The 22812-nt window shown below is 60.8% G+C and carries 26 protein-coding genes and 1 other RNA gene; 13 read left to right on the top strand and 14 right to left on the bottom strand.

The window, feature by feature from the left end; all coding sequences use genetic code 11:
* Positions 1-196: 196 nt before the first annotated feature.
* On the bottom strand, positions 197-679 hold the full coding sequence (locus A7K61_RS24545) for a sn-glycerol-3-phosphate transporter (protein WP_069558543.1): 483 nt from the start codon (positions 677-679) through the stop codon (positions 197-199).
* Positions 680-929: 250 nt separating this feature from the next.
* Between A7K61_RS24545 and A7K61_RS24540 the strand changes: the two genes are divergently transcribed.
* Positions 930-1583 carry a gamma-glutamylcyclotransferase gene (locus A7K61_RS24540; protein WP_032894602.1) on the top strand — a complete coding sequence of 218 codons (654 nt, stop codon included), beginning with the start codon at positions 930-932 and terminating at the stop codon, positions 1581-1583.
* Here the strand turns inward: A7K61_RS24540 and glpT are convergent.
* Positions 1580-2917 (bottom strand): glycerol-3-phosphate transporter, encoded by a 1338-nt coding sequence (glpT, locus tag A7K61_RS24535; protein ID WP_032878817.1) that lies wholly within the window; start codon positions 2915-2917, stop codon positions 1580-1582. The two genes, A7K61_RS24540 and glpT, sit on opposite strands and share 4 nt — an antisense overlap.
* A 291-nt stretch (positions 2918-3208) precedes the next feature.
* Entirely contained in the window at positions 3209-4186 is a 978-nt protein-coding gene (locus A7K61_RS24530) for an NADPH:quinone oxidoreductase family protein (protein ID WP_069558542.1), read from the bottom strand.
* 150 nt (positions 4187-4336) lie between these two features.
* Here A7K61_RS24530 and A7K61_RS24525 point away from each other — a divergent pair, with 150 nt between their 5' ends.
* Positions 4337-4744, top strand: a complete 408-nt coding sequence (locus tag A7K61_RS24525) for a flagellar basal body-associated protein FliL (RefSeq protein ID WP_014720413.1) — start codon at positions 4337-4339, stop codon at positions 4742-4744.
* A 110-nt stretch (positions 4745-4854) separates the two neighbouring features.
* On the opposite strand, the gene A7K61_RS24520 is transcribed toward A7K61_RS24525, so the two are convergent.
* A complete protein-coding gene (locus A7K61_RS24520; protein WP_044269738.1) occupies positions 4855-5304 on the bottom strand; it encodes an EVE domain-containing protein in 450 nt (149 codons plus the stop codon).
* 195 nt (positions 5305-5499) lie between these two features.
* Between A7K61_RS24520 and A7K61_RS33235 the strand changes: the two genes are divergently transcribed.
* Positions 5500-5649 (top strand): hypothetical protein, encoded by a 150-nt coding sequence (locus A7K61_RS33235; RefSeq protein ID WP_010207387.1) that lies wholly within the window; start codon positions 5500-5502, stop codon positions 5647-5649.
* A gap of 12 nt (positions 5650-5661) precedes the next feature.
* On the opposite strand, the gene A7K61_RS24515 is transcribed toward A7K61_RS33235, so the two are convergent.
* From A7K61_RS24515 to A7K61_RS24500, 4 genes are all read right to left on the bottom strand, one after another.
* On the bottom strand, positions 5662-6291 hold the full coding sequence (locus A7K61_RS24515; protein ID WP_069558541.1) for a 5-formyltetrahydrofolate cyclo-ligase: 630 nt from the start codon (positions 6289-6291) through the stop codon (positions 5662-5664).
* A 56-nt stretch (positions 6292-6347) separates the two neighbouring features.
* A non-coding RNA gene (ssrS, locus tag A7K61_RS24510) (6S RNA) lies at positions 6348-6526 on the bottom strand.
* A 30-nt stretch (positions 6527-6556) separates the two neighbouring features.
* On the bottom strand, positions 6557-6874 hold the full coding sequence (locus A7K61_RS24505; protein WP_014720410.1) for a cell division protein ZapA: 318 nt from the start codon (positions 6872-6874) through the stop codon (positions 6557-6559).
* Entirely contained in the window at positions 6871-7080 is a 210-nt protein-coding gene (locus tag A7K61_RS24500) for a TIGR02449 family protein (protein WP_003177365.1), read from the bottom strand. Before A7K61_RS24500 ends, A7K61_RS24505 begins: the two co-directional genes overlap by 4 nt.
* A 138-nt stretch (positions 7081-7218) precedes the next feature.
* On the opposite strand from A7K61_RS24500, the gene A7K61_RS24495 reads away from it, so the two are divergent.
* The 9 genes from A7K61_RS24495 (at position 7219) to gcvH (ending at position 16616) form a co-directional block, all read left to right on the top strand.
* Positions 7219-7776 (top strand): YecA family protein, encoded by a 558-nt coding sequence (locus tag A7K61_RS24495; RefSeq protein ID WP_047712042.1) that lies wholly within the window; start codon positions 7219-7221, stop codon positions 7774-7776.
* A gap of 20 nt (positions 7777-7796) precedes the next feature.
* Positions 7797-9119, top strand: coding sequence for a Xaa-Pro aminopeptidase (gene pepP, locus A7K61_RS24490; RefSeq protein WP_044269731.1), 1323 nt, complete (start codon positions 7797-7799; stop codon positions 9117-9119).
* Complete coding sequence (gene ubiH, locus A7K61_RS24485; RefSeq protein WP_069558540.1) at positions 9116-10303, top strand: 2-octaprenyl-6-methoxyphenyl hydroxylase; 1188 nt, start codon at positions 9116-9118, stop codon at positions 10301-10303. Before pepP ends, ubiH begins: the two co-directional genes overlap by 4 nt.
* Positions 10296-10781, top strand: coding sequence for a DUF4442 domain-containing protein (locus A7K61_RS24480; protein WP_060763919.1), 486 nt, complete (start codon positions 10296-10298; stop codon positions 10779-10781). Before ubiH ends, A7K61_RS24480 begins: the two co-directional genes overlap by 8 nt.
* An 8-nt stretch (positions 10782-10789) precedes the next feature.
* Positions 10790-12007 carry a 2-octaprenyl-3-methyl-6-methoxy-1,4-benzoquinol hydroxylase gene (locus A7K61_RS24475; protein WP_171905491.1) on the top strand — a complete coding sequence of 406 codons (1218 nt, stop codon included), beginning with the start codon at positions 10790-10792 and terminating at the stop codon, positions 12005-12007.
* 162 nt (positions 12008-12169) lie between these two features.
* Entirely contained in the window at positions 12170-13174 is a 1005-nt protein-coding gene (locus tag A7K61_RS24470) for an extracellular solute-binding protein (protein WP_047712039.1), read from the top strand.
* Positions 13175-13324: 150 nt separating this feature from the next.
* Positions 13325-14941 carry an iron ABC transporter permease gene (locus tag A7K61_RS24465; RefSeq protein ID WP_047712038.1) on the top strand — a complete coding sequence of 539 codons (1617 nt, stop codon included), beginning with the start codon at positions 13325-13327 and terminating at the stop codon, positions 14939-14941.
* 156 nt (positions 14942-15097) lie between these two features.
* On the top strand, positions 15098-16180 hold the full coding sequence (gcvT, locus tag A7K61_RS24460; RefSeq protein WP_044269722.1) for a glycine cleavage system aminomethyltransferase GcvT: 1083 nt from the start codon (positions 15098-15100) through the stop codon (positions 16178-16180).
* 52 nt (positions 16181-16232) lie between these two features.
* Positions 16233-16616, top strand: a complete 384-nt coding sequence (gene gcvH / locus A7K61_RS24455; RefSeq protein ID WP_047712037.1) for a glycine cleavage system protein GcvH — start codon at positions 16233-16235, stop codon at positions 16614-16616.
* 128 nt (positions 16617-16744) lie between these two features.
* On the opposite strand, the gene A7K61_RS24450 is transcribed toward gcvH, so the two are convergent.
* The 6 genes from A7K61_RS24450 to A7K61_RS24425 form a co-directional block, all read right to left on the bottom strand.
* Positions 16745-17890 (bottom strand): DegT/DnrJ/EryC1/StrS aminotransferase family protein, encoded by a 1146-nt coding sequence (locus A7K61_RS24450; RefSeq protein WP_044269718.1) that lies wholly within the window; start codon positions 17888-17890, stop codon positions 16745-16747.
* 164 nt (positions 17891-18054) lie between these two features.
* A complete protein-coding gene (locus A7K61_RS24445; RefSeq protein WP_003176799.1) occupies positions 18055-18369 on the bottom strand; it encodes a DUF2388 domain-containing protein in 315 nt (104 codons plus the stop codon).
* A 68-nt stretch (positions 18370-18437) separates the two neighbouring features.
* Positions 18438-18884, bottom strand: coding sequence for an NfeD family protein (locus tag A7K61_RS24440; RefSeq protein WP_044269716.1), 447 nt, complete (start codon positions 18882-18884; stop codon positions 18438-18440).
* Between the two features lie 10 nt (positions 18885-18894).
* Positions 18895-19815 (bottom strand): SPFH domain-containing protein, encoded by a 921-nt coding sequence (locus A7K61_RS24435; RefSeq protein WP_003195285.1) that lies wholly within the window; start codon positions 19813-19815, stop codon positions 18895-18897.
* Between the two features lie 76 nt (positions 19816-19891).
* On the bottom strand, positions 19892-21586 hold the full coding sequence (locus A7K61_RS24430; RefSeq protein WP_047712036.1) for a GspE/PulE family protein: 1695 nt from the start codon (positions 21584-21586) through the stop codon (positions 19892-19894).
* Positions 21587-21668: 82 nt separating this feature from the next.
* A complete protein-coding gene (locus A7K61_RS24425; RefSeq protein WP_044269712.1) occupies positions 21669-22007 on the bottom strand; it encodes a hypothetical protein in 339 nt (112 codons plus the stop codon).
* A gap of 127 nt (positions 22008-22134) precedes the next feature.
* Here A7K61_RS24425 and A7K61_RS24420 point away from each other — a divergent pair, with 127 nt between their 5' ends.
* Positions 22135-22605, top strand: a complete 471-nt coding sequence (locus A7K61_RS24420; RefSeq protein ID WP_069558544.1) for an Lrp/AsnC family transcriptional regulator — start codon at positions 22135-22137, stop codon at positions 22603-22605.
* Positions 22606-22812 lie beyond the last annotated feature (207 nt).

Here is a 22812-nt window from a genome sequence, read left to right as displayed (position 1 = left end):
CGGGGCGCCTAAGATCAAAAGCAGGTCAAGAGCAAGATCAAGAGCGGCTCGCTTCGCATCGTGGTTACCGTCTGATGTTAAAACCCACGAAGTTGTGTAGATACCTATGCTGCGATAGCGGTGGGTCAGCGCCTCATTTGATGACTGGCGCACCGCTATCGCAGGCAAGCCAGCTTCCAGCCGGGACCGTGCTGTGTCAGAAGCGCACTCCAGTCGTCACCATTGCCGCGTTGAACCCGAGCAATACCAGCTCAGCCGCCACTGGCCCGTAATGCGTGCCCACCGATGGAATAATCACCGGCGCCACGCCGAATCGGTTCAACGGGATCTTGTCGCGGTACTCGCCGCGATAGCCCTGGAGCAGCCCGCCGGTCAATTTTGCATACACCGGATAGTCGGCCATGTCATAGCGCTTGCCCACATAGGCGTAGTACGAGCGCTGGCGGAACGAGTTACGAAAGGTCACCCCACCGTACAGCAGGCCCGATGCCTCGTTGCGTTCCAGGCCGATCAAGTCCTGCTTGTTGTTGTGCTCAGGGTCGGGTGCGAAGTGCCGGGTGTAGACGCTGGTCTGGGCGTACCAGAAGCCTTTGTCGTCGTTGGCAGGTGGGGTTTCGCTCGCCAGAGCGGTGGTGGCTTGGGCCAGGAACAACAGCCCAGGCAATCGAAATTTTTTCATGGGGCGACCTCGATAGTCGATGTGATGAACGGCTAAGTGGGTCGTTGTGTGCGCGCTATTTTGACGGCTTGGCGCCCGCCCAGGCTGAACCGGGGCTGACAGTAGCGGGATTAACCGTGCAGATCCTGACGAGTGGTGGGCGTTGATTATGCCCAGTGGGACTTTTTCGCCGTACGGTTACAGCGCTGCGTTTTATTACGGTAAAGTCGCTTACAGCTGGTAACACACAGGAGGCGCACCGCATTTCGCCATGACCGTCATTGAAACCGATCTTCTGCAATTGGCTTACCCTCCGCGACTCGATCTTGGGCCGCAACTCACCCACGAACAGTTAATGAGCTCGATGCAAGCCACCATGGCTCGGCATAAGGGTGGGCCGGTGTGGCTATTTGCTTATGGTTCGCTGATCTGGCGCCCTGAATGTTCATCCACCGAACGCGTACGGGCGCGGGTCCACGGTTATCACCGGGGCTTGTACCTGTGGTCCCATGAGCATCGGGGTACGCCGGAGTTGCCGGGTTTGGTGTTCGGGCTGGATCGCGGGGGTTCCTGCAGCGGGTTTGCTTACCGTTTGCCGGAAGACCAGTTGGAGGCCTCGCTGTATGCTCTGTGGCAGCGCGAGATGCCTTACCCCTCTTACCGGCCGCACTGGCTCAGCTGCCGATTGCAAGATGGCAGTACCGTGCAGGCGTTGGGGTTTGTGTTGGAGCGGCATTTGCCCAGCTATGCCGGCAACTTGCCCGATATCGTGCTTAACCATGTACTGCAAAGCGCTTGCGGGCGTTACGGCACCACTCGCGATTATGTCGAGCAGACCGTGAACGCCCTGCGTAGCCACGCCATGCCAGATAAAAACCTGGAGGCGCGGCTCAAGCGTTGTGCCAAGGATTGCCCGGGCGGTTAGCGCGCCGAGCTGACACTATTGGTGTGCCACAGCGTAGGGATCAGGAACGCGATCGCCAGTACGCAGGCGCCAATCAGCAGTACGAAACCACCGTCCCAGCCGAAGTGGTCAACTGTGTAGCCCATGGCCGCACTGGCCGCTACCGAACCGCCCAGGTAACCGAACAAGCCGGTGAAGCCTGCTGCGGTGCCGGCGGCTTTCTTCGGTGCCAGCTCCAGCGCCTGCAGGCCGATCAGCATCACCGGGCCGTAGATCAGGAAGCCGATGGAGAACAGCGCAATCATGTCGATCATCGGGTTGCCCGGCGGGTTGAGCCAGTAAACCAGGGTTGCCACTGTTACCAGGGCCATGAACACGATGCCGGTCAGGCCGCGGTTGCCACGGAAGATCTTGTCCGACATCCAGCCGCACAGCAGCGTGCCCGGAATACCCGCCCACTCGTAGAAGAAGTACGCCCAGGACGACTTATCGACCGTGAAGTGCTTGGCTTCTTTCAAATAGGTGGGCGCCCAGTCCAGTACGCCATAACGCAGCAGATAGACAAACACGTTGGCGAAGGCGATGTACCAGAGCATTTTGTTGCGCAGCACGTATTTGACGAAGATTTCCTTGGCGCTGAATTCGTCTTCGTGGCTGGCGTCGTAGCCTTCTGGGTAGTCGTTCTTGTATTTCTCGATAGGCGGCAGCCCCACCGATTGCGGGGTGTCGCGCATGGTGATGAAGGCAAACGCCGCCACTGCCAGGGCCACGGTGGCCGGCACGTAGAACGCTGCATGCCAGTCGTTGAACCACGCCATGCCCAGCAGGAACAGCGGGCCGATCAAGCCACCGCCGACGTTATGCGCAACGTTCCACACGGACACCACGCCGCCGCGTTCTTTCTGCGACCACCAGTGCACCATGGTCCGCCCACTTGGCGGCCAGCCCATGCCCTGGGCCCAGCCGTTGATGAACAGCAAAATGAACATCATGGTCACGCTGGACGTTGCCCAAGGTGCGAAACCGAAAATGAACATCACCCCCGCCGAAACCAGCAGGCCGAAGGGCAGGAAATAGCGTGGGTTGGAGCGGTCGGACACCAGGCCCATCAGGAATTTGGACAAGCCGTAGGCAATCGCAATCGCCGACATCGCCAGGCCCAGTTCGCCACGGGTGTAACCCTCGTCGATCAGATAAGGCATGGCTAGGGAGAAGTTTTTACGCAGCAGGTAGTAGCCGGCGTAACCAAAGAAAATACCCGCGAAGATCTGCCAGCGCAGTCGTCGGTAGGTACTGTCTATTTTTTCTTCAGGCAGGGGCGCCTGGTGTGCGGCAGGTCGAAAGAAAGCAAACATTCAAGAGCTCCAAATTTCTTGTTTTGACTGCGGATGCGAATGTTACAGTTTCGTTACCGAAAATAGCATCGCCTCTTATCCGCAAACACAGGAAACAAGAGCAATTGCATGTTCTTTTACGAACATGTCGCTAATAGATAAGTTGTGGGCGTGATTAGGTCCTAAGACCACTGAGTAACCACTGTGGGAGCTGGCCTGCCTGCGATGGCGGTCTTTCAGGTTCATTTGCAGCAGCTGACCCACCGCTATCGCAGGCAAGCCAGCTCCCACATGGATTGCATTTCAGGTGTGTTATCGGGTTTGGACAACTATTTTACCCACCGCCTTGCGCTGTCCCAGGTCATTGATCGCCTGTGCCGCCTGTTCCAGCGGATACACCTGCGACACCAAAGGCTTGAGCTTGCCCTCGCCATACCAGGTGAATAATTGCTGGAAATTCGCCGCATTGTCCTGTGGCTGGCGTTGGGCAAACGAGCCCCAGAACACCCCGACCACCGCTGCGCCCTTGAGCAACGCCAGGTTCACTGGCAGTTCAGGAATACGCCCGCTGGCGAAACCCACTACCAACAGCCGACCGTTCCAGGCGATCGAACGAATGGCCTGGTCAAACAGGTCACCACCCACTGGGTCGTAGATAACATCGGCGCCGTTGCCATCGGTCAGGCGCTTGACCTCATCCTTGAGGTTGGCTTCGCTGTAGTTGATCAGCTCATCGGCGCCGGCGGCCTTGGCCACTGCAAGTTTATCGGCGCTGCTGGCAGCAGCAATCACCCGGGCGCCCATGGCCTTGCCGATCTCTACCGCAGCTAGGCCCACGCCGCCGGACGCGCCAAGCACCAGCAGGGTCTCGCCGGGTTGCAGGGTGGCGCGTTGTTTCAGCGCATGCATGGAGGTGCCGTAGGTCATGCTGAAGGCGGCGGCGGTGTTGAAATCCATGCTCGGCGGGATCGGCAGCACGTTATAGCCGGGCACCGCGACCTGCTCGGCAAAGCTGCCCCAGCCGGTCAGGGCCATCACGCGGTCACCGGCTTTCAGGTGGCTGACTTTCTCACCCACCTCGCTGACCACGCCTGCCGCTTCGCCACCGGGTGAGAACGGAAAGGGCGGCTTGAACTGGTATTTGCCTTCGATGATCAGCGTGTCCGGGAAATTCACCCCGGCCGCATGCACGTCCAACAGGATTTCGTTCTTCTTGATCGCCGGGCTGGCGATCTCTTCCAGCACCAGGGTTTCGGCGGGGCCGAAGGCTTTGCACAGCACAGCTTTCATCGGACTATTCCTTTTGGCGTCGTGGCCGATAAGTGTAGGAGGGTACGCCCGTGGGTCAACGAGCATGCCCACGCCTGATAAGCCCCCATAAGCTTGTGCTCAGCCTTGCTAGCGTTATGCTACCCGGCAACCGAATTCGAGGAGTGAACTGTGAAAGCGTGGATCCTGTTGATGCTGGCCCTGACCTTGCCGATGGCAGCCCAGGCCGAAGAGGCCAAAGAGGGCGAGGCGCCGAAGGTCAGCTATATCAGCCTGAGCCCGCCGTTCGTGGGCAATTACGGCCTGGATGGCACCGCCAAGCTCAAGGTCTACAAGGCCGACATTGCGCTGCGCGTGACCGGTGATGAAGCGGCGAAGTTGGTCAAGGCTAACGATCCGTTGATTCGTAACCAACTGGTGGCGCTGTTTACCCAGCAGACCAACGAGACCATGAGCAGTGTGGAAGGCAAGGAAAAGCTGCGCCAAGAGGCGTTGAAGCAAACGCAGCAGGTGATGAACGATGAAACCGGCAAGCCGGTGGTGGAAGACCTGCTGTTCAACAACCTGATCATCCAGTAAGAGCGAGCTTGCTCGCGAAAAACGTCAACGATAACGCGTGCTTCCTGAGTAAACGCGGAGCCTGTGAGTTTTTCGCGAGCAAGCTCGCTCCTACAAGAAGCCGGGGCCAGTTAAAGCAGATGAAGGACCGCTGCCCACTGCTCCGGTGTGACCGCCATGACAGAAAGCCGGCTGCCCTTCTGCACCAGCGGCATTTCAGCCAGTGCGGTTTGTTGCTTTAGATAGCCCAGGCCCAGCACCTTGGGGAAGGTCTGCACATGGGCGACATCGATCGCACTCCACGGGTTTTTCTCCGGCGTGGCCTTGGCGTCGAAATAGTGGCTTTCTGGTTCCAGCGCAGTGGGGTCCGGGTAGGCGGCCTGAATGATTTTGCCGATGCCGGCAATCCCTGGCTCCGGGCAACTGGAGTGGTAAAAGAAAAACTCGTCGCCCACGGCCATGGCGCGCAAAAAGTTGCGGGCCTGATAGTTGCGTACGCCGTCCCAGCGCGCTTCGCCGAGCTTTTCCAGGCCGTTGATGGAGAGTTCGTCGGGCTCGGATTTCATCAGCCAGTAGGCCATTTTGGGGCTCCTGAAAAAGGCATTGGGCAAGTTGTCGGGCAATTGCATGACAAACCGACAGTCGGTTGGCGTCAAGGTTTGCGTGTTGGTTCACGTTACCGCAGAATGCGCGCTTTTAAGCTTGACGCAGCTGCAACGGACTACTTTGGAACGTTGTTGTCATCGTGTACGAGGTGCCTGAAAGGGGGGCAATCGATGCAACGTAAGCCGGATTTACTATGGATTTTGGTTATTTTGTTTGGTCTGGGCGTCGTGACCACCGGTTATGCCCAAAGCCTGTGGTCGAACAAGACCGATGCACCGGTTGAACTGGCTCAGCAGCAGCCACAACCGTTCAAGCGTTAACTCAAGCATTCACTAAGGCGCCGCTGTTTCCAGCGGCGTTTGTGCGACATACCACTGCTTATCGGTGACCGTCCCCGCCAACGGCACATCCCAGCTGGCCTGCGCCAGGCGTCCGACTTTCTGGCATTCATGGGCCAGCCCTAGCAGCGTTGGCTTGCGCCAGCTCTGGCGCCGAGAAAGATAGGCCAGGCTGCGGTCGTAAAACCCGCCGCCCATGCCCAGGCGCCCACCCACATCATCGAACCCCACCAACGGCAACAACACCAGGTCCAGCGCCCAGACTTGGCGTTGGCGATGGGCATTGACCCGTGGTTCAAGGATGCGAAAGCGGTTGGGCAGCAACTTATCCCCAGGGCGTACGCGCTGGAACACCATCTTGGTGCGCGGCCAGGCGCTGAGCACCGGCAGGTAAGTGGCTTTGCCGCGGCGCTGGGCTGCACGCAGCAGCAGGCGCGGATCGATTTCACCGTCTGTAGGCAGATATAAAGAGATATGTTTGGCCCGGCGAAACAGCGGGTGCTGTGCCAGTTGCCGGTACAGGCCGTGAGCGGCCTGGCGCTGCTCGCTTGGCGTGAGGGCGCGGCGGGCCTTGCGCAACATGCGTCGAAGGTGCGGACGAGATAGCGGCGCAGGTTCGGTCATGATTTCGGCTCATAAAACAATGCCAGTCCGGGGACTGGCATTGAGTTTGGGAATTCAGGCTCCCCGACAGAGCCGCTGTCGACTTAGCCCTTGAACCCGAAAGTTCAAGGTGGAAGAAGCAGTAGGCTTTAAGGCTTTCCGTCTAGCGGACATGCACACCAGCCCAACGTGCAACTTCCAGGGTAGTGCGAATCGGCTCAGGGACATCGCCGACTGGCAAACACGCCAGGGAGTGGGGCGAGTATACCTTAAACCTGCTCGGCAATCAGCCCTTGGGTGTGTCTGAATCGGTGGAAAGCACCAGATCCACGCGATCGAGCAGGTCACGCACCTGCTCGCGCGTCGAGCCGCTGGCCTGTACGTCAGGGCGCTCCTGCTTATGCAGCAGGTCGTGGGTGATATTCAGCGCGGCCATCACGGCGATGCGGTCGGCGCCGATCACTTTGCCGCTGCTGCGGATTTCGCGCATCTTGCCATCCAGGTAGCGGGCAGCGCTCACCAGGTTGCTGCGTTCTTCCTGAGGGCAGATGATCGAATATTCTTTGTCGAGGATCTGCACGGTAACGCTATTGCTTGAACTCATGAGTCTTGCTCCAGGGCCTTCAGGCGCGAAATCATCGATTCGACCTTACGCCGGGCGATTTCGTTTTTTTCAATGAGGTGAGCGCGTTCCTCGCGCCAGGTCTTTTCCTGAGCTAATAGGAGTCCGTTTTGACTCTTAAGTTGCTCGACCCGATCAATTAGCAGTTCGAGTCTGGCCATCAGCGCTTGCAGGTCGGTGTCTTCCATTGGGTTCCACTGGATTTGTCTGATGAATGGCAACTGCAGGATAAACGATCTGACGCCCTCGATAGTCTTGGTGCGTCTGCCGGTGCTAGGATACAGCGCTCCATTCTAGACATTGCGCCGTCTGGCGCCTAGCTCACCATGCCCATTCAGAACTCCCCGTACGATGCTTTTTCCAAACTGCTGAGCGCCAGCGGCCATCCATGCTCGCCTGCTGAACTGCACGGCGTGCTGTTGGGCCGCAGTTGCACCGGTGTCGGCTTTGATGCCGACACCTGGTTGGCCGATGTGGCCGAGCTGCTGGAAACCGAACCCACCGACAATGTGCGCAACGCATTGATCGGCCTGCAAGAAATGGTCAAGGGCGAGCTGACCGGTGATGACGTCACCGTGGTCCTGCTGCTGCCCACCGACGACGCCCCGCTGGCTGAACGCGCTGCCGCGCTGGGCCAATGGTGCCAGGGTTTCCTCCACGGTTTCGGCGTGAATGCCGGCGGCCTGGAGCTGAGCACCGACGCCAAGGAAGTGCTGCAGGACCTGGCGGCCATCTCCCAGGTGCAAGATGCCCTGGAAGAATCCGAAGACGGCGAAGGCGACTACATGGAAGTCATGGAATACCTGCGTGTCGCGCCGCTGCTGCTGTTCACCGAGACCCGCAAGTCCGCTGAGCCCGTCGCACCCAAGCCGTCGCTGCACTGAGAAAGGACACCCATCTGCCCATGATCCATATCCCCAAAGCGGAATACACCCGGCGTCGCAAGGCGCTCATGGCGCAGATGGAACCCAACAGCATCGCGATCCTGCCGGCCGCCGCCGTGGCCATCCGCAACCGCGATGTCGAGCATGTCTACCGCCAGGACAGCGATTTCCAGTACCTGAGCGGTTTCCCCGAGCCCGAAGCGGTGATCGTGCTGATGCCCGGTCGCCAGCACGGCGAGTACGTGCTGTTCTGCCGCGAGCGCAATGCCGAGCGCGAATTGTGGGACGGCCTGCGTGCCGGCACCGAGGGCGCGATCCGCGACTTTGGCGCTGACGACGCATTCCCCATTACCGATATTGACGACATCCTGCCCGGCCTGATCGAAGGTCGCGACCGCGTGTACTCGGCCATGGGCAGCAATGCCGAGTTCGACCGGCATGTGATGGAGTGGATCAACGTGATCCGTTCCAAAGCGCACCTGGGCGCCCAGCCGCCGAACGAATTCGTTGCCCTGGATCATTTGCTTCACGATATGCGCCTGTATAAATCGGCGGCAGAAGTGAGGGTGATGCGCGAGGCGGCGCGAATTTCCTGTGTGGCTCATGTGCGGGCGATGCAGGCCAGTCGTGCCGGTTTGCATGAGTTCAGCCTGGAAGCCGAACTGGATTACGAGTTCCGCAAGGGCGGCGCGAAAATGCCCGCCTATGGCTCCATCGTCGCCGCCGGGCGCAACAGCTGCATCCTGCATTACCAGCAGAATGACGCGGTGCTCAAGGACGGCGATCTGGTGCTGATCGACGCCGGGTGCGAGATCGATTGCTACGCCAGCGACATCACCCGTACCTGGCCGGTCAATGGCAAGTTTTCGCCCGAGCAAAAGGCGATCTACGAGATTGTGCTGGCCTCCCAGGAAGCCGCATTCAAGCAGATCGCGCCGAACAAACATTGGAACCAGGCCCACGAGGCGACCGTGCAGGTCATCACCGCCGGCCTGGTGAAGTTGGGGTTGTTGCAAGGTGACGTTGACGAACTGATCGCCAGCGAAGCCTACCGCGCCTTTTACATGCACCGTGCCGGCCACTGGCTGGGCATGGATGTGCATGATGTGGGCGAGTACAAAGTGGGCGGTGAATGGCGCGTGCTGGAAGTGGGCATGGCCTTGACCGTGGAGCCGGGCATCTATATTTCCCCGGACAACCAGAACGTGGCAAAGAAATGGCGCGGCATTGGCGTGCGCATCGAGGACGACGTGGTAGTGACCAAGCAAGGCTGTGAAATCCTGACCGGCGGTGTGCCCAAGACCGTTGCCGAGATCGAAGCGTTGATGGCGGCTGCCCGATGAGCCGGGTCAACCTGGCGATTATCGGCGGTGGCCTGGTGGGCGCCAGCCTGGCCCTGGCATTGCAAGCCGGGGCCAAGGCGCGGGGTTGGAAGATCGTGCTGATCGAACCCTTTGCACCGGGCGACAGCTACCAGCCGAGCTACGATGCGCGCTCTTCTGCGCTGTCGTTTGGCGCACGCCAGATTTACCAGCGGCTGGGCCTGTGGCAAGCCATTTCCCGGCGCGCCGAGCCGATCAAGCAGATCCATGTATCGGACCGTGGGCGTTTCTCCACCGCGCGCTTGTCCGCGATGGAGGAGGGTGTGCCGGCCCTGGGTTATGTGGTGGAAAACGCCTGGCTCGGCCAATGCCTGTGGCAAGGCTTGGACAAGGACGTGGTGAGCTGGCGCTGCCCGGCGGAAGTCACGCGCATGGAGCCGCTGCCCGATGGCTATCGCCTGACCCTCAACGATGAAACCGTGCTGGAATGCGACCTTGCCGTATTGGCTGATGGCGGCCGCTCCGGCTTGCGTGAGCAACTGGGCATTGGCGTGAAAACCCGGCCCTACAACCAGAGCGCGCTGATCGCCAACATCACCCCGAGCGAAGCCCACAATGGCGAGGCGTTCGAGCGCTTTACCGATGAAGGCCCCATGGCCTTGCTGCCGCTGCCGGACAACCGTTGCGCGCTGGTCTGGACCCGCATCGGCATGGACGCCCAGCGCCTGGCCAACCTTGACGAACGTAGCTTCCTGAGCGAGTTGCAGGGTGTGTTCGGGTATCGCCTGGGCACCCTCAAGCAAGTGGGCGCCCGCCACCTGTACCCGTTGACCCTGGTGGAGGCCGAAGAACAAGTGCGCTCGCACCTGGCCGTTCTCGGCAATGCCGCCCACAGCCTGCACCCGATTGCCGGGCAGGGGTTCAACCTGTCCCTGCGCGATGCCAGTGCCTTGGCCGAAGCGCTGTTGGCCGGGCCGGCGGTGCCGGGTGACTTGGCGACGTTGCAAGGCTATCGCGAACGTCAGCGCCTGGACCAGCAACTCACCGTAGGCTTCTCCGACCAGGTCACGCGCCTGTTCGGCAGTGCTCAGCCATTGGTGGCGCTGGGCCGCAATATGGGCTTGCTCGGCCTCGACCTGTTGCCCCCGGCCAAACGCTGGTTCGCCCGTCAGGCCATGGGCCTGGGCACGCGTTCCGATGCGTAAGTGGCTAACCCAACGCGTGGGCAAGGCGCGCCTGTTGCGCTGGTTCCTCACCCTGTACCCGCCGTACCTCGGCGCCGGGGTGCGGGTGCAGGCACTGAGTGCCGACTTCCGGCATGCCAAGGTGCGCATGGGCCTGGGTTGGTACAACCGCAATTACGTCGGTACGCAATTTGGCGGCAGCCTGTATTCGATGGTCGATCCGTTCTACATGTTGCTGTTGATGGAAAACCTGGGCCGCGACTACATCGTGTGGGACAAGGCTGCGAGTATCGACTTCATCTCGCCGGGCAAAGGCCCGGTGTATGCCGAATTCTCCATCGACGACACTTTGCTCGATGAAATCCGGCGCCAGACCGCAGGTGGCGAGAAATATCTGCCCCACCTCAAGGTCGAGATTCATGACGGCTCCGGCACCCTGGTGGCGCGGGTCGACAAAACCCTTTATGTGCGGCGCAAGCCGCCAGCGAGACAGGCTTGAATATGGACATGCGCGCAGATGTGCTGATTGTCGGGGCCGGAATGGTCGGAAGCGCCCTGGCGCTGGCGTTGCAGGGCAGTGGCCTGCAGGTGCTGCTGCTCGACGGCAGCCCGTTGAGCGTCAAGCCGTTTGAACCGGCTGCGGCGTTTGAACCGCGGGTGAGCGCGCTGTCGGCGGCCAGCCAGCGCATTCTTGAGCGCCTGGGCGTGTGGGACGGCATCGTAGAGCGGCGTGCCAGCCCCTATGGCGAAATGCAGGTATGGGACGGCAGCGGCACTGGGCAGATCCACTTCTCGGCGGCCAGTGTGCATGCGGAGGTGCTTGGGCATATCGTCGAGAACCGCGTGGTGCAGGATGCCTTGCTCGATCGCCTGCATGACTGCGACCTCGGCCTGCTGGCCAATGCGCGCCTGGAACAGATGCGCCGATCCGGCGATGACTGGTTGTTGACCCTGGCCGACGGCCGCAAGCTGCGCGCGCCGCTGGTGGTGGCCGCCGACGGTGCCAACTCCGCCGTACGCCGCCTGACCGGTACACCTACCCGCGAATGGGATTACCTGCACAACGCCATCGTCACCAGCGTGCGCAGCAGTCAGCCGCACCAGCGCACCGCGTGGCAACGTTTCACCGACACCGGCCCGTTGGCGTTCCTGCCGCTGGTGCGCGATGGGCAGGAAGACTGGTGCTCGATTGTCTGGTCGACCACGCCCGCGGAGGCTGAGCGCTTGATGGCGCTGGATGATGAACGCTTCTGTCGGGAACTGGAACGTGCCTTCGAGGGGCGCTTGGGCACTGTGGTCAGTGCCGACCCGCGTGTGTGCGTACCGTTGCGCCAGCGCCATGCCAAACGTTATGTGGCCGAAGGCCTGGCGTTGATCGGCGACGCCGCCCACGTCATTCACCCGTTGGCGGGGCAGGGCGTCAACCTGGGTTTCCTCGATGCAGCCGTGCTGGCCGAAGTGCTGTTGGCGGCGACCGAGCGCGGCGAGCGCCTGGCCGATGTGAAAGTGCTGAGCCGTTACGAGCGGCGCCGCATGCCCCATAACCTGGCGCTGATGGCGGCGATGGAAGGCTTTGAGCGCTTGTTCCAGGCCGATCAACTGCCGCTGCGCTGGTTGCGCAACGCGGGTTTGAAAATCGTCGACCAGATGCCCGAAGCCAAAGCAGTGTTTGTGCGCCAGGCACTGGGATTGACTGGCGATCTCCCCGAACTCGCCAAACCCTGAACTGACAATACAACCCTCTGTGGGAGCCGGGCTTGCCCGCGATGAGGCCGTCAGTTCCAGCGCATATTCTGGCTGTGCAACATCTGGTAACGCCTCCGCCGAGCGTTACCAAATGTGAGTCCTTATCATTTGCCCTCCATTTGCAAATGAGAGACCGCACCCATGTTGGCACCCAAGCGCCTCCTGACTGCCCTGGCACTCACCCTGATCGGCAGCACCACCGTGCAGGCGGCCGACGAAGTCGTGGTCTACTCCTCGCGTATCGACGAGCTGATCAAGCCCGTGTTCGACGCCTACACCAAAAAGACCGGCGTGCAGGTCAAGTTCATCACCGACAAGGAAGCCCCGTTGATGCAGCGCATCAAGGCCGAGGGCGAGAACGCCACTGCCGACCTGCTGCTCACCGTTGACGCCGGCAACCTCTGGCAGGCCGAACAGATGGGCATCCTGCAACCCTTCACCTCGCCTGTCATCGACAAGAACATTCCTCTGCAATATCGCTCATCGGCCCACGCCTGGACCGGTTTGAGCCTGCGTGCGCGGACGATCGCCTACTCCACCGACCGGGTAAAGCCGGGCGACCTGACCACCTACGAAGCCCTGGCCGACAAGCAGTGGGAAGGCCGTCTGTGCTTGCGCACGGCGAAAAAAGTCTACAACCAGTCGCTGACCGCCACGTTGATCGAAACCCATGGCGCGGCCAAGACCGAAGAAATCATCAAGGGTTGGGTGAATAACCTCTCCACCGACGTGTTCTCCGATGACATCGCCGTGCTGGAGGCCATCAACGCCGGGCAATGCGACGTGGGTATCGTCAATACCTATTACTACGGTCGCCTGCACAAGCAGAAGCCAGACCTGGCAGTGAAGTTGTTCTGGCCGAACCAGGGCGACCGCGGCGTGCATGTGAACCTCTCTGGCATCGGCCTGACCCAGCACGCACCGCACCCGGAAGCGGCCAAGGCGCTGGTGGAGTGGATGACCACGCCTGAGGCACAGCAGATCTTCGCCGACGTCAACCAGGAATTCCCGGCCAACCCGGCGGTACCGCCATCGGCGGAAGTGGCGACCTGGGGCAAGTTCGTGGCCGATACCTTGCCAGTGGAAGTGGCAGGCAAGCGCCAGGCCGAGGCGATTCGCCTGATGGATCGCGCTGGCTGGAACTGAAGCTGCGCCGCTTAACTGTGGGAGCTGGCTTGCCCGCGATTGCATCACTTCGGTATCACTGATACACCGAGGTGCTTGTATCGCAGGCAAGCCAGCTCCCACATTGGTTAGTGGCCGCTTCAACATCTTTATTTTTCTGAGAGCTTTTCCTTGGCCCACCCCGCCCAACGTCGCTGGTACCTGCCGGTTTTCAGCGTCGCCGCCCTGGTGCTGTTGCCGCTGAGCGTGCTGCTGCTGTCCTGGCAAAGCATCGACCCACAGATCTGGGCGCACCTCTGGGACACTCAGATGCCCCGCTTGCTGGGCAACACCTTGACCCTGGTGCTCGGTGTCGGCCTGGGCGTGACGCTGCTGGGCGTCAGCCTGGCCTGGCTGACCAGCCTGTGCGAATTCCCCGGGCGGCGCTGGCTCGATTGGGCATTGATGTTGCCCTTTGCAATCCCTGCCTATGTGCTGGCCTTCGTGTTCGTGGGCCTGCTGGATTTTGCCGGGCCGGTGCAAACCCTGCTGCGCGAGTGGTTCGGCACCGGGCTGCGTTTGCCGCGGGTGCGCTCCACCAGCGGCGTGGTCATCGTGCTGGTGCTGGTGTTCTATCCCTATGTCTACCTGCTGGCGCGTAGCGCGTTCCTGGCCCAGGGCAAAGGCTTGATGGAAGCGGCGCGGGTACTGGGGCAATCGCCATGGCAAGCGTTCTGGCGCGTGGCGTTACCAATGGCGCGGCCAGCGATTGGTGCCGGTGTGGCCCTGGCGTTGATGGAGACGCTGGCGGATTTTGGCGCGGTCTCGGTGTTCAATTTCGACACCTTCACCACCGCTATCTATAAAACCTGGTACGGCTTTTTCAGCCTGTCCAGCGCCGCGCAACTGGCCAGCCTGCTGCTGCTGGTAGTGATGCTGGTGCTGTATGGCGAGCGACGCGCGCGCGGGGCCAGCCGACCGAGCAATGAGCGCCCACGGGGCAAGGCGTTGTACCACTTGCGCGGATTCAAGGCCGTGGCGGCCAGCGCTTGGTGCGGTCTGGTTTTCGCCTGTGCATTCGTGATTCCGATGCTGCAACTGGTGGCGTGGTTCTGGCAGCGTGGCCGCTTCGACCTGGATGAGCGTTACACCGGGCTGATCGTGCATACCCTCTACCTGGGCGGGATCGCAGCGCTGATCACGGTCAGCGTGGCGCTGATACTGGCCTTTGCAAATCGTCTGGCGCCGACCCGCGCGATTCGCTCCGGTATCAGCCTGGCCAATGTCGGCTATGCCTTGCCGGGCTCGGTGCTGGCGGTGTCGATCATGCTGGCGTTCAGTTACCTGGACCGCGAGCTGGTGGTGCCGGTCTCCGGCTGGCTGGGCGGGGCGGGCAAGCCTTTGCTGCTGGGCAGCCTGTCGGCACTGGTGCTGGCGTACCTGGTGCGGTTCCTGGCGGTGGCCTACGGGCCGCTGGAAAACAGCCTGGCGCGCATCCGTCCGTCTTTGCCCGAAGCGGCACGCAGCCTTGGGGTGAGCGGCCCACGACTGTTTTGCAAAGTGTATCTGCCGTTATTGCTGCCGGGCGCGTTGAGCGCAGCGCTTCTGGTGTTCGTGGATGTGCTCAAGGAAATGCCTGCCACCTTGCTGATGCGCCCGTTTGGCTGGGACACCCTGGCGGTGCGGATCTTTGAAATGACCAGTGAAGGCGAATGGGCGCGGGCGTCTTTGCCGGCGCTGACCCTTGTGCTGGTCGGCTTGTTGCCGGTCATCGGGCTGATCCGCCGCTCGGCTCGGCAAATCGGTTAGGTGCCAGTCCTACGGCTTGAGGCTACAATGCGCGGCATTCGGTGCGCTCCGTCTTTCGGATCGACCTGCTGTATGTGGCTGCGGGCCTTGTAATACAAGGTGTTCGGCGCAAGTGGCAGCTCTGCGCGCCTTCGCCAAGCCCGGAAGGAGAAACCCATGGGACAGCGTACGCCTCTGTATGACCTGCATCTCGCCCTCGGCGCGAAAATGGTCGATTTTGGCGGTTGGGATATGCCTTTGCATTACGGCTCGCAAGTTGAAGAACACCATCAGGTGCGACGCGACTGCGGGGTCTTCGATGTATCTCATATGACCGTGATCGATGTCACCGGCCCCCAGGCCAAGGAATGGCTCCAGTACCTGCTGGCCAATGATGTCGACCGACTGCACGGCTGTGGCCGAGCGTTGTACAGCGCCATGCTCAACGAGCAGGGCGGGGTGGTGGATGACATGATCGTCTACCGCACCGAAACCGGTTACCGCCTGGTGGTCAACGCCGCCACGCGCGATCAGGACATGGCCTGGATGCAGGCGCAACTGGGCAGCTACTCAGTGCACCTGCATGAGCGCTCCGAGTTGGCCATGCTCGCCATCCAAGGCCCCCACGCCCGGCAGAAAATCGCCGAACTGGTGACCCAGTCCCGTGGCATCCTGATCCATCAGCTCAAACCGTTCGAAGGCCGGGCCGACGGCGACTGGTATATCGCCCGCACCGGCTATACCGGCGAAGACGGCCTCGAAATAGTGCTGCCGGCCGATCAGGCTCCAGGCTTTTTCAACGACCTGGTAGGCGCTGGCATTTCTCCCATCGGCCTCGGTGCGCGCGACACCTTGCGCCTGGAGGCCGGCATGAACCTGTATGGCCAGGATATTCACCAGGCCGTCTCACCCCTGGCGGCCAACATGGCTTGGAGCATCGCCTGGGAACCTGTGGAGCGTAACTTCATTGGCCGCGCCGCGCTGGAAGCAGAAAAAGCAGCCGGCGTGCAGTTCAAACTGGTGGGGCTCGTCCTCGAAGAACGGGGTGTGCTGCGCGCTCACCAAGTGGTTCGTATCGCCAATGTTGGCGAAGGAGAGATCACCAGTGGTAGTTTCTCGCCTACGCTAAGCAAATCCATTGCGCTGGCGCGTGTGCCGACGGCGACTGCCGACCGGGCCGAAGTGGAAATCCGCGGCAAGTGGTATCCGGTTCGAGTGGTCAAGCCGACCTTCGTGCGCCATGGCAAAACCTTGATCTAACCAATTCCGGCAGGCCGAAGGCCGCTGACATTTCATCTTGAGGACACAGACTATGAGCAATATCCCTGCCGACCTGCGTTTTGCCGAAAGTCACGAATGGGCCCGTCTGGAAGCTGACGGCACCGTGACCGTCGGGATCTCCGACCATGCACAGGAAGCTTTGGGTGATGTGGTGTTTGTTGAATTGGCAGAAGTGGGTGCCCATTTTGAAGCGCAAGGCCAGGCGGGTGTGGTTGAGTCGGTGAAAGCAGCCTCGGATATCTACTCGCCGGTTGCCGGCGAAGTGATTGCTGTCAACGAAGAGCTGAGTGGCAGCCCTGAGCTGTTGAACTCGGACCCGTACGGCGCCTGGATCTTCAAGCTCAAGCCAAGCGACAAGGCCGACTTGGACAAGTTGCTGGATGCCGCCGGCTACAAAGCCGTCATCGGCGAATAATCGCCTGCCCCAATACAGGCGCGGGCTAATGTGGGAGCGGGCTTGCTCGCGAATGCGGTGGTTCAGTCATTGATGTATTGACTGACACTCCGCATTCGCGAGCAAGCCCGCTCCCACACTGTACTGCATCAACCTTGAGTGTTCAGTACGGCTTTAACCGCCGCTACAGCTCGCTCCACATCCGCCTCTGTCATCGCCGTGAACATCGGCAACGACACGATCAAACGCCCAACACGCTCTGCCACCGGGAACATGCCTTCCTTGAAACCCTGTGCCCGATACAGGCTCAGCAGGTGGATCGGTGGGTAGTGATAGCCGATACCCACGCCGTGGGCCTGCATCTTTTCCATGAACGTCGCACGGGCTGGTAGGCCATCCTGGCGCTCTGGCAACACCAGTTGGAACAGGTGCCAGTTGCTGTTTTCGAAGTCGGCCGGCGGCAGTTGCGCGCCGTATTGGGCTTCGAAATCGCTGCCCAAGCACTTGAAATAGTGCCGTGCCAGGTTCTGGCGATGGGCGGTGATCTTCTCGATGTGCGCGAATTGCCCCAGGCCGATGGCGGCGGCAATGTCGGTCATGTTGAACTTGCCCCCCAGCACATCCACATCCAGACCATCGAAGCCGCTGCGGGTGACGCCTTGCAGGCGGTACTTCTCGGCCAGACGGGCCTCCTCGGCGTTGTTCAACACCAGGCAGCCGCCTTCGGACGACGTGATGTTCTTGTTCGCCTGGAAGCTGAAAGACACGAAGTCGCCGGTTGCGCCGATACGCTCCCCATCCCAGCTGGACCCCAGGGCCTGGGCGGCATCTTCGACAATGCGCAGGTTGTACTTATTGGCCAGCGCGTAGAGCATCGGCATATCCAGGGGCAAGCCGGCCAGGTAGACCGGGATGATCGCCTTGGTACGCGGGGTAATGGCGGCTTCCACCTGGGCCAGGTCGATATTGCGCGTCACCGGGTCGATGTCGGCAAAAACCGGAGTGGCGCCGACTTCGAGAATCACGTTGGCCGTGGCAACCCAGGAGATTGGCGTGGTGATGACTTCATCCCCAGGCCCGATTCCGGCGATGCGCAAGGCGATCTCCATGGTGCAGGTGCCCGAGTTGAAGGTGCGCACCGGACGGCCGCCAAAATACTCCGACAACTGTGCTTCGAACGCCTGCACCTTTGGCCCGCTGGTGATCCAGCCGGAACGCAGAACATCACCGACCGCCGTGATGGTGGCTTCATCAATGGTCGGTTTGGAAAACGGCAGGAAGGGCTGTTGGCTCATGACGAAGAAGGCATCCGTTTCAGGTAGGCGATGAAAAATACACGTGTCAGTGGGGCATGGTTGCACGCTGAGACTGAATATAGCCTGTCATGCATGAACGATTCGTCATACAACAGGCAAAAAAATGCCGCTTGAAAAAGCGGCATTTTTTATGAGGGCAGTTATTACTCGGTGACAGCATTCTTCGCCAGGATGGCGTTAGCCAGTTCCATATCGGTGGCTTGAAGGCCAGGGTTATCGGCGCGGACCTTCTGCATGGCCGCTTCCAGGTACGGGCCGCGAATGCCGCCGTCGCTGGCGACGAAGCTGCCTGCGTCGTCCTGGGCCGCGACCACCAGCTTGTGGTCCTTGAACGTCAGGTAAGTCGAGCCAGTGGTGGCGCCCGACGAGATGACATTACGCCAGAAGCTATCGGCCATGGCTGAGCCGACAGGTAGGGAAAGCACAGCGAGGGTTGCGACAGCATATTTGAGACGCATGATGGGTGACTCCGGTGGGTTATCTGTACGTTTTGATTGTAGTTAACCCGATCCAGTTCCATCACTGACTAAACAGTTTCAACCTTTAAAATCACCCCATCCTGCCCAACCACGCGGACTTGAGCGCCCACGGGGGCGTCGGCACCGGTGACCATCCACACGCCATCGCCGACTTTGACCTTGCCGCGACCATCCACAATGGCTTGATGCACCACGAAAGTGCGCCCCACCAACTCTGAACCGCGCTCGTTCAACCCCGGTTGATCACTGGCCTTGGCGCTGCTGCGCTGGCGTTTCCACCAGTACACGGCAGTCAGTATCGACAACATCGCAAACAGCAGCAGTTGCCATTCCAGCCCGAGCGGTGGGAACAGGAACTTGATCACGCCCACGGCAGCGGCGGCGATACCCATCCACAGCAGGTAGCCTCCGGCACCGAACACCTCGAGAATCAACAGCACGGTGCCCAGTGCCAACCAGTCCCAGAACGACAAATGCAGCAGGAAGTCCCACATGGTGATGGCCTCAGCCTTTCTGGTTGCCGAAGGTTGCCTTGACGATTTCGCCGATACCGCCCACGGCGCCAATCACTTGGCTGGCTTCTAGCGGCATCAGGATGACCTTGCTGTTGTTGGCCGACGCAAGCTTGCCCAAGGCGTCGATGTATTTTTGCGCGACGAAGTAGTTCACCGCCTGCACATTGCCGGACGCGATGGCTTCGGACACCACTTGTGTCGCCCGCGCTTCGGCTTCAGCCTGACGCTCACGTGCCTCGGATTCCAGGAACGCGGCCTGGCGGCTGCCTTCGGCTTCAAGGATTTGCGCCTGCTTTTTGCCTTCCGCTGTCAGGATCGCCGACGCCCGCAGGCCCTCTGCTTCGAGGATCTGTGCACGCTTGATTCGCTCGGCTTTCATCTGGCCGGACATGGCGGCCATCAGGTCGGCGGGCGGGCTGATGTCCTTGATCTCGATACGGGTGATCTTGATGCCCCATGGCGCAGTGGCTTCATCCACGGTGCGCAGGAGTTTTTCGTTGATGCCGTCACGCTGGCTCAGCATGGCGTCCAGCTCCATGGAGCCGAGTACGGTGCGGATATTGGTCTGCAGCAGGTTGCGGATAGCATGTTCGAGGTTGTTGACCTCATAGGCGGCCTGGGCGGTGTTGACCACCTGGAAGAAGCACACGGCATCGATCTGCACGGTGGCATTGTCGGCGGTGATGACTTCTTGAGGCGGGATATCCAGCACGCTTTCCATCACGTTGATCTTGCGACCGATGCGGTCCATGACCGGGATGATGATATTCAGGCCGGGTTTCAAGGTGTTGGTGTAGCGGCCGAAACGCTCGACGGTCCATTGGTAGCCCTGGGGCACCACTTTGAAACCCATGAACAGGATGGCGATGGCCAAGCCTACGAAAAGAAGCAGTACGGTTCCGATCTGCATAGCGATTCCCTATCTGAAGGTGTCAGTGAATGACATTAGGCCGATTGTAACGGTCTGGTCACGGATAAAGACGGTTTCATGCCCCAATAAACAAAGGATTTGTTTCTGAATCCCCTGGCGTGACCCGCAATACCTCCGTCATCGTGGTCAGCCCGGCCTTCACTTTCTCGATGCCGGCCATGCGCAGGCTGCTCATGCCCTGCGCCAGTGCCCCACGGCGCAGGGCTTGTACGTCCGCGCCCGGGGTGACCAGCGCCTGGAGGGCTGGGTCCATGAGCATGATTTCATACAGCCCGGCCCGGCCTCGATAACCGCTGTCACGGCATTGCGCACAGCCGACAGCATCAAAGCCGCCAGCGTCCTCCTGGCCCATGGGGCGCTTGCAGTGGCTGCACAGAACCCGCACCAAGCGCTGCGCCATCACGCCTATGAGCGTGGCTTTGATCAAATAGTGAGCAATACCCAGCTCTTGCAGGCGGCTGATGGCGCTGGGCGCGTCGTTGGTGTGCAAGGTCGATAGCACCAGATGCCCGGTCAGCGCGGCCTGGATAGCCATCTCTGCGGTTTCCTGGTCGCGGATTTCGCCGATCATGATGATGTCCGGGTCCTGGCGCAGCAGGGCGCGGATGCCGCTGGCGAACGTGAGGTCGATGTTGTGCTGGACCTGCATCTGGTTGAAGGCCGGCTCGACCATTTCAATCGGGTCTTCCACCGTGCACAGGTTGACCTCGCGGGTCGCCAGTTGCCTGAGGGTGGTGTAGAGGGTGCTGGTCTTGCCCGAGCCGGTTGGGCCGGTGACGAGGATGATGCCGTGGGTGCGTCGCGTCATGGCGTGCCAGCGTTGCTGGTCGGCGTTGGACAAACCCAACTGGTCAAAATCCTTGAGCAGCACCTGAGGGTCAAAAATTCGCATCACCAGCTTTTCGCCGAATGCCGTGGGCAGGGTCGAAAGCCGCAATTCCACCTCGATACCCGCAGGGTTTCGGGTCTTGACGCGGCCATCCTGGGGTTTGCGTTTCTCGGCCACGTTCATGCGCCCCAGGCTTTTCAGGCGGCTGACCACGGCCATGGTGACCTGCGGGGGAAATTGATAGACGTCATGCAGCAGCCCATCAATGCGAAAGCGCACCCGGCCCTGGTCGCGGCCGGGCTCAATATGGATATCGCTGGCCCGTTGGCCAAAGGCGTATTGCAGCAGCCAGTCGACGATGTTGACGATATGCGCGTCGTTGGCATCCGGCTCCTTGTCACTGGCGCCGAGGCTGAGCAAGTCGACATTGCCAGGCACCGTCATCTTTTGATCCGCACCGCTGACGGACTTGGCCAAGCGATAAAACTCGTTGATACAGCGTTGGATGTCCTGGGGGTTGGCAACCACGCGCTTGATCGTGCGTTTGAGCACCTGAGACAGCCCGGCTTCCCAGGCGGTGATATGGGGTTGGGCACTGGCGACCGTCACGCTGTGGGCATCCACGGCGACTGCAAGAATGCCGTGGCGCTGGGCGAAGGCGTGGGACATCAAGGGCACCACGGCCGCCACGTCGATCTGCAACGGGTCGATGCGCAGGTAAGGCTGGCCGACCTGCCGGGCCAGCCATTGGGTCAAGGTCTCCAGGCAAGGGCCCTGGGCTGCGATGCATTCCAGGGGGTGCTGGCTGGCGGGCGCTGGCACCACCTTTTGCGCCGCCTGCGCCGTGATCAGCCCTTGCTCGACCAGCGCCGGCAACAATTGCTGCAGTTCCAAGGGGTGATCGTGGGCGATGACGGGCATGCAGGTTTTCCTGGGCGGCTCGGGGTGTAATCCCAGGCTAGCCAACCGCTGAAGATCTGGCGTGCGCGTGTATTGCAGGTTTTTACTGCGCCATCGCCGCCAGCGCTTGGGGCCGCTCGGAATCAGCTGACCACAGCTCCAGGGTGCACACGCTGATCAGGTTTCGAATCTTTTCACCGATCACTTGGGCGCGGTGCCAGCTCAGGCCGGTCATCACGATATCGATGCTCAGCAGGTCGGCTTCCCGGTTCACGCTGACCTGGGTGGGCGTGAGCAATTGCAGCGCGAAGTAGTTCAGCACCCGGCACAGCACGTCCGGTTCGGCCTCGGCGACGATGTGATAGTGCGCCCGGCAGTGGCTGCTATTGGCCGCCCACGCATCGACGCGGGTGGCAGGGTAGGCGGTTTCGACGGCGTGCATGCTGACTCTCCAAATTCGACTGGAGGAATTTTTACATTCGCCTCGGGAGATTTCTTATCTAAGATGAGCCTGTTTGGCGATAAATCGACTCAATCAATTCAAGATCATCCTATTAATGGGTACGTTTATGCACAGTGAGTTGGACGCCTACGACCGCCGCATCCTGGCCTTGCTGCAAGAGGATGCCTCGCTCTCCAGCGCACAGATTGCCGAGCAGGTCGGCCTGTCGCAGTCGCCGTGCTGGCGGCGCATTCAGCGGCTCAAGGACGAGGGCGTGATCCGCGGCCAGGTCACGCTGCTGGACCGCAAGAAAATCGGGCTCAACACGCAGATTTTCGCCGAGGTCAAACTCAACGCTCACGGTCGCTCCAATTTCACCGAGTTCACCGAGGCGATTCGCGGGTTTCCGGAAGTGTTGGAGTGTTATGTGCTGATGGGGGCTGTGGATTTTCTGCTGCGTATCGTCACCTCGGATATCGAGGCGTATGAGCGGTTTTTCTTCGAGAAGTTGTCGATGGTGCCGGGGATTCAGGAGGTCAACTCGATTGTGGCGCTGTCGGAGATCAAGTCCACCACCAGCCTGCCAGTATTGCGCTGACAGCGAGGGCCTCATCGCGGCATAGGTATCTACACAACTTCGAGGCGACGCTGGACCTGTGGCGAGGGAGCTTGCTCCCGTGACGGCCTGACAGTCGACGCTTATCTACCTGACGCGCCACGGTCCAAATGTGGGAGCTGGCTTGCCTGCGAAGACGGCCTGACAGTCAACACAGCTGGATTGTGTACATATCCATTGCTGCGGTAA

It is taken from the genome of Pseudomonas sp. AP42 (genome assembly GCF_001728935.1).
GTDB classification, from domain to species: Bacteria; Pseudomonadota; Gammaproteobacteria; order Pseudomonadales; family Pseudomonadaceae; genus Aquipseudomonas; species Aquipseudomonas lactis.
This window is presented reverse-complemented; position numbering and strand designations above follow the sequence as displayed.

Coding starts and splice junctions, on each gene's coding strand:
- A7K61_RS24515 (WP_069558541.1), bottom strand. CDS start 6,291: ATGACCGAACCTGCGCCGCTATCTCGTCCGCACCTTCGACGCATGTTG.
- A7K61_RS24475 (WP_171905491.1), top strand. CDS start 10,790: ATGCGCGCAGATGTGCTGATTGTCGGGGCCGGAATGGTCGGAAGCGCC.
- A7K61_RS24480 (WP_060763919.1), top strand. CDS start 10,296: ATGCGTAAGTGGCTAACCCAACGCGTGGGCAAGGCGCGCCTGTTGCGC.
- pepP (WP_044269731.1), top strand. CDS start 7,797: ATGATCCATATCCCCAAAGCGGAATACACCCGGCGTCGCAAGGCGCTC.
- A7K61_RS24425 (WP_044269712.1), bottom strand. CDS start 22,007: ATGCACGCCGTCGAAACCGCCTACCCTGCCACCCGCGTCGATGCGTGG.
- A7K61_RS24420 (WP_069558544.1), top strand. CDS start 22,135: ATGCACAGTGAGTTGGACGCCTACGACCGCCGCATCCTGGCCTTGCTG.
- A7K61_RS24545 (WP_069558543.1), bottom strand. CDS start 679: ATGAAAAAATTTCGATTGCCTGGGCTGTTGTTCCTGGCCCAAGCCACC.
- A7K61_RS24500 (WP_003177365.1), bottom strand. CDS start 7,080: ATGGAAGACACCGACCTGCAAGCGCTGATGGCCAGACTCGAACTGCTA.
- A7K61_RS24445 (WP_003176799.1), bottom strand. CDS start 18,369: ATGCGTCTCAAATATGCTGTCGCAACCCTCGCTGTGCTTTCCCTACCT.
- glpT (WP_032878817.1), bottom strand. CDS start 2,917: ATGTTTGCTTTCTTTCGACCTGCCGCACACCAGGCGCCCCTGCCTGAA.
- A7K61_RS24470 (WP_047712039.1), top strand. CDS start 12,170: ATGTTGGCACCCAAGCGCCTCCTGACTGCCCTGGCACTCACCCTGATC.
- A7K61_RS24520 (WP_044269738.1), bottom strand. CDS start 5,304: ATGGCCTACTGGCTGATGAAATCCGAGCCCGACGAACTCTCCATCAAC.
- A7K61_RS24450 (WP_044269718.1), bottom strand. CDS start 17,890: ATGAGCCAACAGCCCTTCCTGCCGTTTTCCAAACCGACCATTGATGAA.
- A7K61_RS24530 (WP_069558542.1), bottom strand. CDS start 4,186: ATGAAAGCTGTGCTGTGCAAAGCCTTCGGCCCCGCCGAAACCCTGGTG.
- gcvH (WP_047712037.1), top strand. CDS start 16,233: ATGAGCAATATCCCTGCCGACCTGCGTTTTGCCGAAAGTCACGAATGG.
- A7K61_RS24505 (WP_014720410.1), bottom strand. CDS start 6,874: ATGAGTTCAAGCAATAGCGTTACCGTGCAGATCCTCGACAAAGAATAT.
- A7K61_RS24540 (WP_032894602.1), top strand. CDS start 930: ATGACCGTCATTGAAACCGATCTTCTGCAATTGGCTTACCCTCCGCGA.
- A7K61_RS33235 (WP_010207387.1), top strand. CDS start 5,500: ATGCAACGTAAGCCGGATTTACTATGGATTTTGGTTATTTTGTTTGGT.
- ubiH (WP_069558540.1), top strand. CDS start 9,116: ATGAGCCGGGTCAACCTGGCGATTATCGGCGGTGGCCTGGTGGGCGCC.
- A7K61_RS24440 (WP_044269716.1), bottom strand. CDS start 18,884: ATGTGGGACTTCCTGCTGCATTTGTCGTTCTGGGACTGGTTGGCACTG.
- gcvT (WP_044269722.1), top strand. CDS start 15,098: ATGGGACAGCGTACGCCTCTGTATGACCTGCATCTCGCCCTCGGCGCG.
- A7K61_RS24430 (WP_047712036.1), bottom strand. CDS start 21,586: ATGCCCGTCATCGCCCACGATCACCCCTTGGAACTGCAGCAATTGTTG.
- A7K61_RS24495 (WP_047712042.1), top strand. CDS start 7,219: ATGCCCATTCAGAACTCCCCGTACGATGCTTTTTCCAAACTGCTGAGC.
- A7K61_RS24435 (WP_003195285.1), bottom strand. CDS start 19,815: ATGCAGATCGGAACCGTACTGCTTCTTTTCGTAGGCTTGGCCATCGCC.